This window comes from Streptococcus gingivalis, from assembly GCF_035544715.1.
GTDB classification, from domain to species: Bacteria; Bacillota; Bacilli; order Lactobacillales; family Streptococcaceae; genus Streptococcus; species Streptococcus gingivalis.
The window spans coordinates 899,474-915,975 of record NZ_JAYKTO010000002.1; the positions used below are offsets into that span (position 1 = coordinate 899,474).

At 40.9% G+C, this 16,502-nt stretch carries 18 protein-coding genes; all 18 read left to right on the forward strand.

Annotation, left to right across the window (positions count from 1 at the left end):
• Positions 1-78: 78 nt before the first annotated feature.
• A complete protein-coding gene (locus tag SM122_RS10825) occupies positions 79-231 on the forward strand; it encodes a hypothetical protein (protein WP_324738354.1) in 153 nt (50 codons plus the stop codon).
• Positions 232-261: 30 nt separating this feature from the next.
• Positions 262-1,491 carry a phage portal protein gene (locus tag SM122_RS10830; protein WP_324738355.1) on the forward strand — a complete coding sequence of 410 codons (1,230 nt, stop codon included), beginning with the start codon at positions 262-264 and terminating at the stop codon, positions 1,489-1,491.
• On the forward strand, positions 1,448-2,128 hold the full coding sequence (locus SM122_RS10835) for a head maturation protease, ClpP-related (RefSeq protein WP_324738356.1): 681 nt from the start codon (positions 1,448-1,450) through the stop codon (positions 2,126-2,128). Before SM122_RS10830 ends, SM122_RS10835 begins: the two co-directional genes overlap by 44 nt.
• Positions 2,129-2,149: 21 nt before the next feature.
• On the forward strand, positions 2,150-3,319 hold the full coding sequence (locus SM122_RS10840; RefSeq protein ID WP_324738357.1) for a phage major capsid protein: 1,170 nt from the start codon (positions 2,150-2,152) through the stop codon (positions 3,317-3,319).
• Between the two features lie 167 nt (positions 3,320-3,486).
• On the forward strand, positions 3,487-3,822 hold the full coding sequence (locus SM122_RS10845) for a head-tail connector protein (protein WP_134974312.1): 336 nt from the start codon (positions 3,487-3,489) through the stop codon (positions 3,820-3,822).
• The gene (locus SM122_RS10850; RefSeq protein ID WP_324738358.1) at positions 3,779-4,135 is read left to right on the forward strand and encodes a head-tail adaptor protein; all 357 of its coding nucleotides are present in this window, start codon (positions 3,779-3,781) and stop codon (positions 4,133-4,135) included. The genes SM122_RS10845 and SM122_RS10850 overlap by 44 nt, the downstream gene beginning before the upstream one ends.
• On the forward strand, positions 4,132-4,509 hold the full coding sequence (locus SM122_RS10855; protein ID WP_324738359.1) for an HK97-gp10 family putative phage morphogenesis protein: 378 nt from the start codon (positions 4,132-4,134) through the stop codon (positions 4,507-4,509). The genes SM122_RS10850 and SM122_RS10855 overlap by 4 nt, the downstream gene beginning before the upstream one ends.
• Positions 4,506-4,955: a hypothetical protein gene (locus SM122_RS10860; RefSeq protein ID WP_324738360.1), complete on the forward strand. Its 450-nt coding sequence runs from the start codon at positions 4,506-4,508 to the stop codon at positions 4,953-4,955. Before SM122_RS10855 ends, SM122_RS10860 begins: the two co-directional genes overlap by 4 nt.
• A gap of 3 nt (positions 4,956-4,958) precedes the next feature.
• Positions 4,959-5,510 (forward strand): major tail protein, encoded by a 552-nt coding sequence (locus tag SM122_RS10865; RefSeq protein WP_134974319.1) that lies wholly within the window; start codon positions 4,959-4,961, stop codon positions 5,508-5,510.
• Between the two features lie 94 nt (positions 5,511-5,604).
• Complete coding sequence (locus SM122_RS10870; RefSeq protein ID WP_134974321.1) at positions 5,605-5,943, forward strand: hypothetical protein; 339 nt, start codon at positions 5,605-5,607, stop codon at positions 5,941-5,943.
• Positions 5,944-5,990: 47 nt separating this feature from the next.
• A complete protein-coding gene (locus SM122_RS10875) occupies positions 5,991-6,134 on the forward strand; it encodes a hypothetical protein (RefSeq protein ID WP_320909864.1) in 144 nt (47 codons plus the stop codon).
• Positions 6,135-6,147: 13 nt separating this feature from the next.
• Positions 6,148-7,224, forward strand: coding sequence for a phage tail tape measure protein (locus SM122_RS10880; protein WP_324738361.1), 1,077 nt, complete (start codon positions 6,148-6,150; stop codon positions 7,222-7,224).
• A gap of 131 nt (positions 7,225-7,355) precedes the next feature.
• Positions 7,356-8,300, forward strand: a complete 945-nt coding sequence (locus SM122_RS10885; RefSeq protein WP_320909866.1) for a hypothetical protein — start codon at positions 7,356-7,358, stop codon at positions 8,298-8,300.
• 178 nt (positions 8,301-8,478) lie between these two features.
• Positions 8,479-11,745, forward strand: coding sequence for a phage tail tape measure protein (locus SM122_RS10890; protein WP_324737654.1), 3,267 nt, complete (start codon positions 8,479-8,481; stop codon positions 11,743-11,745).
• Entirely contained in the window at positions 11,742-12,458 is a 717-nt protein-coding gene (locus SM122_RS10895) for a distal tail protein Dit (protein ID WP_324737655.1), read from the forward strand. The genes SM122_RS10890 and SM122_RS10895 overlap by 4 nt, the downstream gene beginning before the upstream one ends.
• A complete protein-coding gene (locus tag SM122_RS10900) occupies positions 12,455-15,790 on the forward strand; it encodes a phage tail spike protein (RefSeq protein WP_324737656.1) in 3,336 nt (1,111 codons plus the stop codon). The genes SM122_RS10895 and SM122_RS10900 overlap by 4 nt, the downstream gene beginning before the upstream one ends.
• The gene (locus SM122_RS10905) at positions 15,790-15,984 is read left to right on the forward strand and encodes a hypothetical protein (RefSeq protein ID WP_324737657.1); all 195 of its coding nucleotides are present in this window, start codon (positions 15,790-15,792) and stop codon (positions 15,982-15,984) included. The genes SM122_RS10900 and SM122_RS10905 overlap by 1 nt, the downstream gene beginning before the upstream one ends.
• Positions 15,985-15,987: 3 nt before the next feature.
• The coding region (locus SM122_RS10910; protein WP_324738362.1) for a hypothetical protein at positions 15,988-16,502 on the forward strand (515 nt) is incomplete at its 3' end.

Genomic DNA, 16,502 nt, shown 5'->3' on the forward strand with positions numbered 1-16,502 from the left:
AAATCCAGTGGTTGGATTTATCTCGACTGGATTGATCCTAATTATTTTAGCCATATACATTGATCGAGGGGGTGCGCAATGAAGAAACGAATCAAGAAGAAATACGAGTTGCTGGAGCGTATTGAGTATTTAGAGAATGATCTCTTTAAATTTACTCAAGACACAGTAGATGTTATTGAGGTTTTAGCAGATCGAATCAAACGACTTGAGCGCAAACATAAAAAACATTGATTTCAATGGATAGAAAGGAGGTGAGATTATATGAGTTTCTTTCAACCATTGGGATCAACCAAACCCTCTTATGATGATTACATTTCATCCGTGTTGTCTGGCAACTACTCCCCAGAATACACGGGAATATCTGCATTAAAGAACAGTGATATCTTAACAGCAGTAACCATCATCGCTGGGGATATCGCACGATTCCCACTATTAAAGAAAGACTTTACTGGAAATATTGAGCAAGATGCAGATTTGAACTATCTCTTAAATGTTAAATCAACTGGTAACGTGTCAGCACGTACATGGAAGTTCGCAATGACCGTTAATGCGATTTTAACAGGTAATTCATTTTCTCGAATCTTACGAGACCCTAAGACTGATAAGGCGCTTCAATTTCAGTTCTACAGGCCATCAGAAACGACTGTAGAAGAGACGAACGACCACAGACTGATTTATACCTTCCGTGACCGTCTAACAGGCGTATCGGTCAAATGTGACGCTTCTGATGTTATCCATTGGAAGTTTTTCAGTCACGATACCATTTTAGGACGATCTCCACTACTTTCCCTTGGCAGTGAGATCAGCTTGCAAGATGGCGGATTGAATACCTTAATTAAATTCTTCCGTGATGGCTTCTCTAGCGGAATTATCAAGCTAAAAGGCGCTCAACTGAACGGTGAGGCACGCAAGAAAGCCCGTATGGACTTTGAGAAGATGCGTGAGGGTTCGACTGGTGGCAGTCCTTTAGTATTTGACGATACACAAGAGTATACACCACTTGAAATTGATACGAACGTTTTGCAGTTGATTACATCTAATAACTTTACGACTGCGCAGATCGCGAAAGCCTTGCGAGTGCCAAGTTATAAGCTAGGTGTGAATAGTCCTAACCAGTCAGTAGCACAGTTGGCTGAGGATTATGTCGCGAACGACTTGCCGTTTTATTTTGACGCAATCACTAGCGAGCTTGCCCTTAAAGTATTGGGCGATGAAGAACGTAAGCTATTTAAGATTGAGTTTGACACTAGAAGCGTGACAGGTCGGAACGTAGATGAAATCACTAAGTTGATTATCAACCAAGTCATCACACCCAATGAGGGGCGTGTGGAGCTTGGTAAAGAGCGTTCGTCTGATCCTAACATGGATCGTTATCAATCCAGTCTGAACTATGTGTTCCTCGATAAGAAAGAGGAATATCAGACATTGAAAGGGGGTGAGAATGAAAATGGCAAAGAGAATCAAGATGAAAGGGCCTCTGATCTCGAATAACGAGTACGAAGTGTATGAGTTTTTTGGACTAGAGGCGGTCAGCGCAAAGTCGATTACAGATCAATTTCCAGAAGATATCAACGAGGATATCACGCTAGAAGTCAATTCCAACGGTGGTCTAGTGACAGTAGGAAGCGAAATATATACCGCTCTTAAAGAATACAAAGGCCACGTCACAGTGGAAGTGACAGGAATGGCTGCGAGTGCTGCTAGTGTTGCGATTATGGGTGCGGATACGGTCAAAATGAGTCCAACTGCACAAATTATGATCCACAAAGCACTACTTACTCGTGCATCTGGAAATAGCGATGATTTAGAGAAAGCAGTAAATGCTCTCAAGTCTAGCGACCAATCGATTATTAATGCGTATGTCTCAAAGACTGGTTTATCAGAAGATGAAATCTTTGAAATGATGAAGAATGAAACCTTTATGTCTGCGAATGAAGCGATTGAAAAAGGTTTTGCTGATGAACTCATGACTTTTGAGAAAGATTTAGGCGCAGTAGCAAGCCTCGAAAGTGGATTGTTACCGCAAGCAGTCATCGATGACTTTTACTCACGGAAGAAATCGAACACAAAAGAAGCTCAAGCGATGTTATTTGAGCTAGAAAAAGAGACCATCTTAAACGGTCTTTAAAAGAAAGGGGAATATACCTAAATGATTGATGAAAAAATCAAAGAATTAGAAGCTAAAATCGCTGAAACTAAGGCAGAAATTGAAACTGCTACAAGCGATTTAAAAGCTATGTTGGAAGATAGTGCAAACGCTGATCTTAATGAAGCGAAAGAAATGCGTGCATCTATCGATGTTAAGAAAGAAACTTTGAACACATTGACGGAGGAATTAAATTTGTTTAAAGAAGTAAAAAATGAACCACAAACTGCTGAAACTCATGCAGTAGCAACAGAAACTAAAACTATGCGTGAAGCAGTAGGTGAGTACATTCGTACTAAAGGTGCGGTAGTAGATAGCCAACTTAAAACAGACGGAAAAGATGTGCTTGTTCCAATGAACGTAGCAGTTAACCCTACCGCTGACGGATTGAAGAAAGAAGGAACTGAAAAGGTTACTAGCAAAGAAATCGTAACTACACCAATTCGTGAAGTGAAAACAGTTCTTGACTTGAAACAATTCGCAACAATCCACAAGGCATCTAAAGGTGAAGGCTCTTACCCAATTCTCAAACGTGCAACATCAGAAATGGTAAGTGTTGAAGAATTGGAAAAAAACCCTGCTCTTGCTAAACCAGAATTTACAAGCGTAGATTGGAAAGTTAAGACTTACCGTGGTGCAATTCCATTGTCTCAAGAAGCCATTGACGATGCAGATGTTGACCTTTTGGCAATTGTCGCAGAAGCAGCAAACCAAATCAAGGTTAATACTACAAACAAAGCTATTGCAACTGTTTTGAAAGACTTTGAAGCTAAGAACGCTACAAACCTTGACGAAATCAAGCACATCTTGAACAAAGATCTTGACCCAGCTTATAACGTATCATTCGTGGTTTCTCAATCATTCTATCAAAAATTGGACACTTTGAAAGATAAGAATGACCGTTACCTTCTTCAAGATTCAATCACATCTGCTTCTGGAAAAGAGTTTCTTGGACATCCAGTATTTGTAGTATCTGATACAACTCTTGGAGCTGAAGGTGAAGCACATGCCTTTATCGGTGATATCCAACGTGGTGTACTCTTTGCAGATCGTCAAGAATTGGGTCTTCGTTGGGCTGATAACGACATCTACGGTCAATACTTGCAAGCAGTTGTACGCTTTGACGTTAAGAAAGCAGATGCGAAAGCTGGTTACTTCGTTACTATGCCCTAATGTTCCCCCAATTAGCGGGGGTGTCTCACGGTCTGCGGTTACTCTAGCAGTACCAACCGCAAGTAGCACCAAAGCCGACATCATGGCTTATCTCGATAGCAAAGGAATCTCATACAGTGCCTCACAAACCAAAGAGCAACTACTTGCATTGATTGGAGCGTGATAGCATGGCCGTAACGGATTTAGAAGATGTGAAACTTTATTGCAAAATTGATTTTGACTTTGAGGATCAAATGCTTGAAGAAATGATTGATGCTGCAGAAGATGAAATCTGCTTTGCTATCGGTAATGATGTAACCCCTCAAGATTTAGCTAAATATGCTAAGTTTTCGCTTGCGGTTAAAAAGCAAGTGAAAGAGGAATATGAACATCGTGGCTTGTCTGCTGACACACAACGTCATGGACTGGCCAACGGTGTACTTAATATTATCCATCAACTACGTACACGGAGGGAACTCGATGATCACAAGAAAAATGAATCACAGAGTCACGTTCTTTCGTGAGGCCGGAGGTCAAAACGAAGATGGTGAGGTTATCTCCCCATCTCGGAAAAACCTCTACACTTGCTGGGCAGAGGTTGCTAAGACTTCCTTGAAAGACTTTCAAGAGGGAGCGAACCAAACTGCCAACAAGAAAGCTAAAGGAATTGTTTCTTCGAGCGAATTAAAAACCTTGTATATTCGTCACAATCCAGAAAGACCATTTGATAGCTCAGATCATGTTGAATTTAACGGGTTTGAGTATGATATCGTATCGGTCGATGTGGATGAGTCATCATTTGACATGGATAAGATCAGTATTAAGAGGCGCACATGACAAAAGGTCTGGATCAGATTTTATCACGACTGAATGAATTGCAAGTCAAAGCTCCAAAAGCTGCAAGAGCAGCAGTTAAAGAGGGTGCGGATGAAGTCGAAAAAATACTAAAAGTAAATACTCCCGTCTATTTTGTTATGGATAACGTCCACGCTAAAGATGATACGAAAGTCACGGGTTTTAAAGGCGGTGATCACGGTTTGATATCAAAAGATATCGGCTATGGTCGTGCGACAGGTTGGCGGGTACACTTTCCAGACGATGGTACGAAGTACCAAAGAGGGCAAGGATTTGAAGAAAGAACAATTAATGAAGCAACACCAATTGTAAAGGAAATATACGCAAGTAAAGTAAAGGAGGGATTGGGATTGTGACAGTAGAAACAATAGCTTATAAGTTATTAAGCAATAACGAAGAACTGAATAACTTACTCGATAAGTTACGAGGGAAGAAATTTGGTCTTGGATTTAAGCAAGGAATCTTTACTTACGATATCCCAGAGCGCCCTACAAACGCTTTGAGTAAGGAGCTTGCTCCCTTCATGCGTATCTATCCAACCTATGAGAATGATGTTGAGTTTGCAGATGATAAAGCCATCTCGACTGAACACAGGATCACAATCAACTATTGGTGCTTGAACGCAAAGCAGTCTGAACAGATTGCTGAATTGATGGATAAAATTTTAGAAAGTAACGACTTTGAACGTTACACAACTAATGAACTGCCAAGATACAGAGATAACGATATTGACTTACTAGTAAATGTAAGAAAGTATCGTTTTTTTGATTGGCAACTTGAAAAACTAAGAAACGAGGATTAATGAATGTCTAAAGTTAAATTTGGATTGCGTGGATTTGAATTTGGTGAAGTTAATGCTGAAAACAAAGTCCCAACAACTATGAAATTGACTGGTATGAAATCTGCTAAGATTGATATCACGAACGAACTTGTAACGATTGCTGCCGATGATGGACCATACGTAGTATTGTCATCTGGTATCACAGGTACACAGTTGGAAATCTCAGTACTTGACTTGCCAACAGAAGCACGTAAGGTATTATACGGTATCGAAGTTAAAGACGGTATGGAAGTCTACAATAAGAACCTCACTCCAAAAGATGTGGCTTGCTGCTTCCGTACATCTACAGAAGATGGTAAAGCTATCTGGATCGGTCTTCTCAAAGGTAAATTCTCTCTTCCTGGCATGGAAACTGAAACCAAAGACGGTTCACCAGCACCTAAAGAAGACAGCGTAACAGGTAACTTTGTAGCCCGTGGTGACGATGAAAACGGTGATGTAATGATCATCGCCCGTGAAGATAACCCAGCGTTCAATTTGGAAAAATTCCGTGCTGCAGTCTTCCCAAAGTCGTAAGCGCCGCACCAGCTAGTGCTGTAGGCGCAGGATAATCACTTTCTAAGCATGGATTTTATTTCCATGCTTTTTATTTTTATTTAAGGAGTAGGAAATGTATACAATCAAGCTAAAAATCGGTGGAATTGATAAAGAATTTACCAAAGAATATATCAATGTAGAGGATAATCTACTAGCAACTGAGCAAAACGTGCGACAATCAGCACTTATCCAAGACCCTAAAAAGGCGAATGATCCAAAAGAAAATCGCAAACTAAATGAAGCATATCTAAAAATGTTTGTTGATATGTTTGGCGGTCAGTTTAAAGTCGAAGATTTGAAGCAAGCAGATATCGCGATTTTAAAAACACTTGAAAAAATCTATCTCGCAGCGCTTGGAATCAAAGAAGAAGTGATCGAAGATCTTGATGGTGAAGATGAAAAAAAGGGATAAGCCCAGAAGAAGCGCGTGATAATCTTTTAATCTGGTTTCAAGAGCTGATGCAACAAGGGTATACGATCCTTGAAATTAAACAGATGCGACTATCTGACTTTGATTTAATGGTGAAAGCCTTTGAGACGAAGAAAGAGGAAGCAGAAAAAGAGACCACGCTTGATAAAGCATTTCCACTTCTATTTGGTTAAGAAAGGAGGATAAATGGCTAGTAATTTAGGTGAATTAGTAGCAACTGCATCGCTGGATATCCAACCATTCATTGGGAATACCAAGCAATTAAGCTCTTATATGCGTGGTCTGGATCGTTCCTTATCTGCGATGGAAAAATCCTTTAAAAATGTTGGTAAAGGCGGTAAGAACCTAACTGGAATGAAAACCGTATTGGGTGAAACTGCTAACAGCATTAAAGCCTATGAAGGCATTTTGAAGCAACAATCAGAACACTATAATAATCTAAAGTCAAAGATTGGTGATTTGAGTAGTGCGAGTGCAAAGAACAAAGAAGATTTGCTAGGCGCACGTAATGCGATGTTGCAGACCGCTACCACCTTGTCAGATTTGAGGGGGCGATATGCCGACCTCACTAGAGAAATTAATATCCAGTCTAGTAAATGGACACAAGTTGGAAACAGCTTGCATTCGTTTGGCGAGAAGATGCAGGGTATTGGCAAGAATATGCAAAGTGTTGGATCGACACTTACCAAAGGCTTGACTGTACCATTGCTTGCTGGCGCTGGGGTGGCAGTTAAGGCTGCGATTGATTATGAGAGTGCGTTCGCGGGCGTTAAGAAAACAGTGGACGGAACTCCACAACAGTTCACTCAGTTATCTAACAGTATCCGTGAAATGGCTAAAGAAATGCCATCTAGTGCGGTTGAAATTGCACACGTAGCAGAAGCAGCAGGGCAGTTAGGTGTACCAATCGGTGCGATTAAAGACTTCTCAAAAACGATGATTAATTTGGGAGTGTCTACCAACCTAAGCTCAGAAGAAGCTGCATCGTCAATCGCTAAGATCGGTAATATCATGCAAGTGTCTGGTAAAGACCTTGGTACATGGTCAGCCCATTTTGGATCTTCACTTGTGGATTTGGGGAACCATTTTTCAACAACTGAACGTGATATTGTCGAAATGACCAACCGTTTGGCAGCAGGCGGTAAGCTCGCTGGTCTGACCACACCAGAAATTTTAGGTCTTGCTACTGCCATGAGTAGTGTAGGGATTGAAGCAGAAGCGGGTAAACAATTCTGCCCGTCTACTTGGAAACAAGTAGCATAAAAAATTAAGTGAATTCATGGAAAATCTAAGGTGTTTATGATATAATTAAGTAGTGGATAGGGTAGCTCCCGAAAAGCAAGTTCCCGCTTGCCTTCCATATTTTATAAGGGAATTTTTACTGGGGGGTAAAAATGATGGGTGTTAATAAAACACATGAACAATTTGTTAATGAAGTCAAAAGCCTTGTGGATGAAGAGTATTCTGTTTTAGGTGTGTATTCAAAAGCGCACAATAAAATAGAAATGAAACATAACAAATGTGGTTATGTTTTTAACGTAAGACCAAGCGCTTTTTTATATGGCACTAGATGTCCTAAGTGTGCAAGAAACATAAAAAAGACGACTGAAGAATTTAAACAAGAAATTAAAAATCTTGTTGGTGATGAGTATGAAGTTGTGTCGGATTATGTTTCAGGTCACATAAAAGTAAAAATGTTTCACAATAAATGTAATAGGACTTACGAAGTAACTCCTGGGCATTTCTTAACAACTGGAAGGCGGTGTCCGTACTGCAAAGGCGGTATAAGAGTTAAGGACTACGACTTCAGCGAGGAAGTTAAGAAAGAAACAAATGGTGAGTATGAAGTATTGAGCGAATATACAAATAATCGCACACCTTTAAAAATGCTTCACAAAACTTGTGGAACACAATGGGAAATCAGACCATACAACTTCAAAAACGGCAAAAGGTGTCCTAATTGTAATCAAAGTCACGGTGAAAAAACCATCGAGTCGATTTTAAAAAAAAATAATATAAATTTTAAAATCCAGTGGAAAACCGCTGATTGTAAAAACATAAGAAGTTTACCTTTTGACTTTGCTATCTTTGAAAATAATAAAGTTATTCAACTGATAGAATTTCAAGGAGAGCAACATTATAGAGTTGTTGAATACTTTGGAGGAAAGAAAGGTTTTCTTTCCAGAGTTAGAAATGACAAAATAAAAAGAGATTATTGTGAAAAGAATAATATACCTTTATTAGTAATTGATTATCACGATAATATCGAAGAAAAAATAAACACTATGACAATCATGAGCCAAGCCTGTACGGAAACGGCAGGAAGGTGCAACGACTAGATAAAGTAATCTAAACAAAAAGCAATCTAATTTTAGGTTGCTTTTTTGCATGACGAAATATCCACGAGCGCTTAACACCTTAGCGAATAAAGTCGAAGGTGATGATATAGTCTGAACTTATAGGAAACTATGAGAAGTTAGGATAAAGAGCCTAACGATAACATAATTGGGAACTGCAATGACTCAGACCCTTACTGGTATTGGTAAAGCCGTGTCTGGTGTAGGTAAAGGAGCAAAAGAAAAACTTGAAGTTATCGCACAAACAGCAGGAATGACTGCGGAACAATTTTCTACCGCTTGGAAACAGAAACCAGCGGAAGCCTTGCAATCATTTATTAAAGGCTTACAACGCGCCCATGATGAAGGCAAGAATATGGATGGCATTCTTGATGAACTTGGAATGACAGGTATTCGTCAAGGGAATATGCTGAAATCTCTAGCTTCTGCATCAGACAAGATGAGTGAGGCAGTCAGTCGCTCTAATACCGCTTGGAAAGAAAATAACGCACTTACTAATGAAGCAAGTAAACGCTACGAAACCACAGAATCACAACTTAAAATTTTTAAGAATAAACTTACTGACATTGCTATTGAGTTTGGTGGTCCACTCTTAAAAGCGCTAAATAGTAGTTTGGACGCTGCTAAACCGTGGTTACAAACTCTATCAGACATGGCTAAGAAGTTTAGTGAAATGTCAACAGAGCAACAGCAAAGCATTTTAATGTGGGGTGCTTTTGCTGCTGCAATTGGCCCAGCGCTTAAAGTGTTGGGTACTGGCGCAAGTGTCATCAGTGTTTTTGCTAAAGGAATTGGTACAGTCGCTAGAGGAATTGGTAAATTTAGCGGTGTACTAAAATCTGTTTCTGAGGGTAATGGATTTATCAACAGCTTAAAAGGAATGGCTACTGGTATGACTGCTACTGGTACGGCTGCAGAGAGTGCTGCTGCAAGTACAGGATTGTGGAGTGCGGCGGTTGGCTTACTTGGTAATCCATTAACTTGGGGTGTAATCGCTGGTGGTGCTGCACTAATAGGCATCGGGATCATTGCGAAAGAAATGGCGGATGCCAACGAACGAACCCAAACGTGGGGTACGAGCGTAAGCAAACTCCAAGATCAAGAATTGTCACGTTTGAAATCCAAAGTCGATGAAGTGCATCAAGCTACAATCGGATTTGGTCAAGGTGGCGCACAAGCGGTTGAAAATGTACGTAAGAGTGTGCAAGGTCTTGCTGATGATATCCAAAAAGCGATCGACAAAGATCTTGAGAAAACTTTAAAAGGTCTTGAAAAAGTTGGTGCGAGTGAAACAATCCAAAAACGTGCTGTAGCGCAAGCAGAACAGCAAAAGAAAAACATCCAGTCGATGACAGATGAGATTGTGCAGATTTATCAAAACGCATCTGACCAACACAGAAAGATCACTCGCGAAGAACAAGCGATTATCTACGACTACGAAAACCAATTTATTGACAAGCAATTATCATTGCAGAAATATTCTGCCGATGAACGTACTGCAATTATGAAAGCCATGAATGGCCAGATTAGTGATCTAAATGAAACTCAACTACGCAAAGGTACAGGGGTTGTAGCTAAATGGCTCAAAGAGGAACAGAAGCTCTATGATGAGCAAGTGACTGCATTGAAAGATGCTCACGAAAAGGGGATTTATAGCCAGTCCGAATACAACAAGGAAATGGAAAAACTAAATGCCCAACACAAGTCCAAGATGGAAGCATTTGGCCGTGAGTATGCAGCATTGCAACAAGAATGGAGTAAAAAAGTCCCTCTTAATTTTGGCGATGATCGACAACGTCAATTGTACTTTGATCAAATGCGTAAGAGTTGGGCAGAGCTTGGACTTGACTACGACAAGATGATGGCCAAGGCAGACCAATTCGCCGACATCGTGGGTCGTTCGTCTGGTATGGTTGCTAAGAGCGTGCAAAATATGTCACAGGAGACCAAAGATGCCAACAACATCTGGAATGGATTAGTATTTGATCCTAAGACTGGACAAGTCAAGACCAATGCGCAAGAGGAAGTAACTAAAGCGCTCCAAGCTGAAAATGGCTGGGAGAATATGCAGTTTATCCTCAAGCACGCAAATCTTGAAACAAATGCTAAGATGACAATCGGACAAGCATTGGTCGAGGTTGGCAAGTGGGATAGCTTAACCCCACAAGAGAAAGAGTTAGTAGTCGGTAACAACCAAGGTATGAAAGCCGTCCTTGATAGTAAAACATTGCTGGAACAGTACAACGCTATGCCAGCGGAAGTCAAAGAACTCTTGATGAAGAACACTGACTTTCTCTCATCTGGTGAACGTGCTACAGCAATCATCGAACGCTGGAATACACTCACACCAGAGCAGAAAGAACTGATCTTAAAGGATGCTGCAAGTGATAAAGCCGAACGTGTACGACTAGCAGTCGACTCACTAACTGGTATGGCCCACGTAGTCAATTTGGATGCAGAAGATAAGACCAAGAGCGCTATCGCTAGTGCGATGTCTAGCATCTTAACGTTACCAACTGACCACAAGACGGATTTGATTGCAACTCCAGACGGTGTTACCCTTGGAACTAACCAAGCTATGGGCGCTTTGGGATTGTATAACGGATTCGCAGTACCTACAAAACCATTAACAGCAGACGCTTCTAATGCCGTTAATCAAGGACAGGCAGCAATCAACAAACAGCAAGAATGGAATAACACTCCATCTCCTGTAAAACCTATACAATCAGATGCAATGAATGCTGTGACAAATGCTCAGAGCGCTATCAACAAGCAGAATGAATGGAACGCAACTCCATCTCCTACAAAAATCATTTCTGCTGATAACGCTGGTGCAGTTATTGGAGCGCAAGTTGCTAAAGGTGCAATCGAATCTATCCCAACATCTTGGACCACTGTCATCACAACGATCACCAAATCAATTAAAGGACATGCCAGAGGAACAAACTACCACGAGGGTGGCCTTGCGATGGTCAATGACCAACGCGGTACGCTCTACAAAGAAATGGTCACACTACCGGACGGATCATCGTTTATCCCAGAGGGCCGTAACGTGATCCTTGATCTTCCAAGAGGTTCGAAAGTCATGCGCGCTGGTTTGACTAAAAACTTTATGCGTGAATTAGGTATACCGAACTTTGCAGACGGTGTAGGTTGGAAACGTTCGGAAGTTGCGAACGTTACACAACGAATTAAGAATGTTAACGAATGGAAACGGAATAATGAACAGCGTGATTTAGTACCGTTTATCCAAGAGTTGATTGACCAAGTTAAACGCGGTAACAATCGTGATGAACGACCAAACCAAAACTACACATTGAATGTGCATGGAAATAGCACTGGACAAGATTTGACACCAGAGTTCATGAAGCGCTTAATGCGTGAACTAGCATACTATACTAATCAGGAAGGAAGGGGATTAGCTTGACGACATTTACTTTCAACGGAAAGAAAAATACTGAATTCGGCTTAAAAGTAGCAGAAGGCAAGAAGATCACTACTTCCAGCCTTGATGTGGAGCGCGTGACAGTAGCAGGACGGGACGGTGATTTGCTCATCAGTAATAACCGTCTTAATTCTGCTGAGTTGAGTTTTCCAGTAAATTTTGTGAAAGAAAAGGGATTAATCGCCACAGATGTTTATAAAATATCTGAGTGGTTAAATGTGGCGGGCTACAAGGATTTAACGATCTCTTATGATCCAGATTTTATCTATCGTGCTGCCTACCTCGAAACATTTAGCATTGAGGAAACCATGCGCCAGTTTGGTAAAACGACCATTAATTTTGTGTGCTATCCTGTTAAATTTTATAAGCAAGGTCGTACCACGCAGAAACTAATGAATGGTGCTACCGTGAATGGTATGGGCAATGTCAACGCAAAACCTATCATCACACTTGTCGGATCGGGTGACTGTACACTTACTATTAATGGACGCAAGACTAAGTTGCGAGACGTACAAGGTAAGATAACACTTGATATGCAAGCAAATCAAGTATACAAAGATAATCTACCAGCGTGGGATAAAGTCGTTCGAAGCCCACAATTCCAAATGCCGTATCTTGACTATGGACGCAATTTGATTAGTTGGGACGGTAACTTTGAAGTGTTTATTATTCCAAATTGGGGGGTTAAGCTATGAGGCCTATACTATTCAATAAGAATGAACAATCATTTGATACGTATGGCCTTGGTGAGCTTAACGTTACCAAAGGGACTGTAACCCGTGAACGCAACGGAAATTATACGCTATATTCAGAAATTCCCACGAACGATCCAATGGTTGCAACCCTTGAGAAAGAAATGAAGCTCAAGGCTGACGCTGGACTGCGAACTAAAAACCAAACCTTTGAGATCTCGCGAATCGTAAAAGATAGCAGTAACATTGTTAAAATCTACGGTCAGCATATCAGTCATAAGCTGGAATACATGGGGCTAGTGAATGGCAGGCCCTTTAGTGGTTCTGCCTTTACTGCTCTCGCAATCTGGCACAATGCAACGATTGGTGATCTACGTTTTGATGTATGGTCGGATATCCAAACCACTGGAAAAGGCGTATTTGATATCTCTAAAATGGAGAATGCCCGTCTTGCCCTTGGTGGTGTAGAAGGTTCTATTTTAGACATCTATGGCGGTGAGTATGAGTTTGACAATACGACGGTCAGACTACATAAGCAGTTAGGTCGTACTGCTCCAACCGTGCTTGAATATGGTCGAAATATCTTATCGGCTGAATTAGATGAAACAATCGAGAGTGCATACACTAGCGTACTGCCTTTCGCGACTTACACACCAGACAAACCAGAGGGCGACACTAGCGATAACCAGCCTGATCCTGTTACCGTCACGCTTCCAGAGAATTATGTAGATAGTAAGTATAAGGCTCTCTACGCACATCGCAGAATTAAAGTCGTAGACTTCTCTAGCGAGTTTAAATCAGATAGTAAGAGTAAGGATATCCCAACTCCAGATAAGTTGCGTAAACTTGCTACGGATTATATGGAGCATAACGCAATCGGTAAGCCTAAGATCAACATCAAAATCGAGTATGCTGATTTAGCTAAAACACTTGATTATGCAGATAATGGCTGGATTGAAGAACTAGAACTATGCGACATCGTACCTATCTACTACCCACAGATTGGGCTTACGGACGAAACCGCGAAAGTAACGACTGTTACTTACGACTTTGTCAATGAGCGAAACGAGAGTGTAGAGTTTGGTGACATTGGTACAAATGTCCGTGCGACAATGCAGAGCGGACTCGCTGGCAAGGTTGATGATATTGCTAAAGCCCAGCAAGACTTTGAGAATAGCTTGCCAGATTATCTCTTAAATGCACAGGGAAATAAAGTTTGGTACAACAGACCAGATGACAAAGAACATAAAATCGGCGATATCTGGTTTGAAAAGAACGGTCTATATGACCGAATGTATGTCTGGAACGGTTCGCAATGGGAGAAGCGTATTGATACGGAAGATGTCGATAAGATTAAGAAAGAGGTTGATAAACAGCTTGAACAAGCCAAGCAGTCAACTGCTATCGAGATTGAAAAGGCAAACGCTAAAGCTCAAGAAGCTCTTATAAAAGCTGGAACGATTCCAGACACAGCTACATTATCAGATCGGATTAAAACGCTGATTTTAAACAGTCCAGATCTGAGCCGTAAGGTTACGGAAACATTTAACAATGCTGATAATGGGGATACGATCTATAGCAAGGTGTATTCCAAGGTAGCAAAGAATTTTGCATCACGAGATCAATTTGAAAATTTGGATCGCGCACAAAACGACCAAGGCCGTGATTTACTAACCCTTTCTAAAAAAATTGAAACGCAAACCGTAGAATTTAACAAGCTGACGGAAAGTAACAAACTCTATGAGCGTATCCTTGGCACGTCAGAAACAGGCGCACCAGACAAGCTCTCTCGCTTGGTTATGTCAAGTGAAATATTTCAAACCGAAGTTGGGAAGTATGTCACAGATGATAATAACTTGATCGTCAACTCAATGACAATGGCTACTAATACGCTTGTCGGGAACAACAATCCAAATGCAAGCGTATCTGTCACAGATGGTATTTTTACGATAAAGGCGCAAGGGCTTACTGATTATAACTGGACAGGGTTCACACTCCCGATTTACGTTCGCAAAATTTATAAAGGTGAAACATACACGCTAGGATTTAAATATCGTATTAGAGAGTATCCAGATGTATCATTTGCATTTAACATCAAAAACCACGGACTAAATAAAACCCTAACATGGTCTAATATCGGCGAGAATAGGCCACCACTAAACGAGTGGCAGGAGTTCCAAAAAACTTTTACCATGACGGAAGACTTTACTTTCGGAGAAGATAAAAACTATCCATTTTATATCTTTTTGTCTAAAAATGGTTGGATAGAATTTAAGGAACCTATTTTGGTCCGTGGGTCAAACACAGGGCCTTACAAACCAAGTCAATTTGATGACGCTTATAAGGCTAGCAATGAAGCGAAAGTACTTGCTAGCGACGCGCAAGCAAAAGCGATTCAAGTTGCACAAGGTACGGAAGCGGTCAGAACGCAAATGAGTCTGCTTGCGGGGTCTTGGGCGGTGCGTAACCTAAATAACAACGGTGACGTACTCAACTCTATCAACCTACTTGCTAACGGTACGAACCGAATAGATGGAAGTCTAACGCATATCACAGGTCAGACCAAGATTGATAATGCGGTGATTAAAGATGGTATGATCGCTAACTTAAACGCTGATAAAATTGTCGGTGGCACGATTGATGCTAGTCAAGTCAATGTGATTAACGTAAACGCAAGCAACGTACTAGCTGGTACGCTAACTGGTATGACCGTTCGAGGTGGTCGGATCGAAGGTCTAAATGGCAAGATGTATATTGACTTACAAAATAGTCAATATAACGTTTTAAACAACGAAGCCACAATCAGACGGATTGACGATACCAATTCCTCGCAATTTATTAAATTAACAAAGAGTGGATTTGTCGCAGAACGATTCAGAGATAGCAATGCTGCACTCATGGTTTTAGGCACGAATCACAACAAAGACCCTAAAGAGGTAGAACGGCATGATAATGAAACGTTCGCAGGTATTCGGCTTTGGTCTGGTAAAGGAAACGGCACGGAAGAAAGTCTTACTGAATTCGTGGGTGACCGTGTGTTGATTTATAACAATGGTCGATACCGCAGTCCTTGGAACTTCCACGGAAATACAAATGACGGGAATGCCTATCTAATACCAATGAACCAAAATGGTGTTAAACATTTTATTGGACGTGGTGACTTTTTCTTAGAGGGTATTTACTCACGGAAATTTTACATGAGTGGTGGTATTGATATCGGTGATTACATCTGGGACTTGCTCACTTGCTTTGGAGAAATGGCCAAAAACAATATGCTTGGTGGGGCTAAAACCCACATTACTGGTGTACTACGGAAACGAGGTTACAGAATTTAATGAACACAACAGACAAAATTATCAACGATGTCGCAGTCCAACTTGCGAATAAAATTATTGAGTGCGCTAATTATAAGGCGTACTACGAACAAACAAATGAATTGCTAACTAAATTTAACGATGTTTTAGCTAGTGACTCAGCACTCAAGGACCTCTTTGATGAGGCCTCTCAAAAATTAGAAGAAGGTAAATAGTATATGACATTTAAAGTAGTAAACAAATACTTACAAGAAACTAACAAAACATTCGTAGCAATTCGACAAGACGCACCATATACGGCTTTTGACCGCGTATTAATCGGTGACCGTACAAGCGAGTCAGACGATGCACTTATCGAGGCTGTATTAGGTCAGATCGCAACCGAATTTAACCCAGCGGATGGTGTCAAGAAATTACAAGAAGATTTGCACGTCCAAGCAGAAAGCTACGAGCAGAAACTAGCTGAGAAAGATACAAAAATCGCAGAAGTAAAAGCGGTAGCAGATTGGGCAGTATTGGCGCGGGTGACTGACACAGATAAAGATCCAACAATCTACAAGCGTGGTCTTGAATTGGTCGATCTTGGACAGTCTGGTAAAACCTACAAGTCACAAGAAATCTTTGCAATTGAAGATGCCACACACAATGCATTGTATGGTGAGGGTAACCGTGTGATGGTGCAAGTCAACAGTGACTTTACCTATAATGGCGAAACTATTGATCAGCTTGCAAG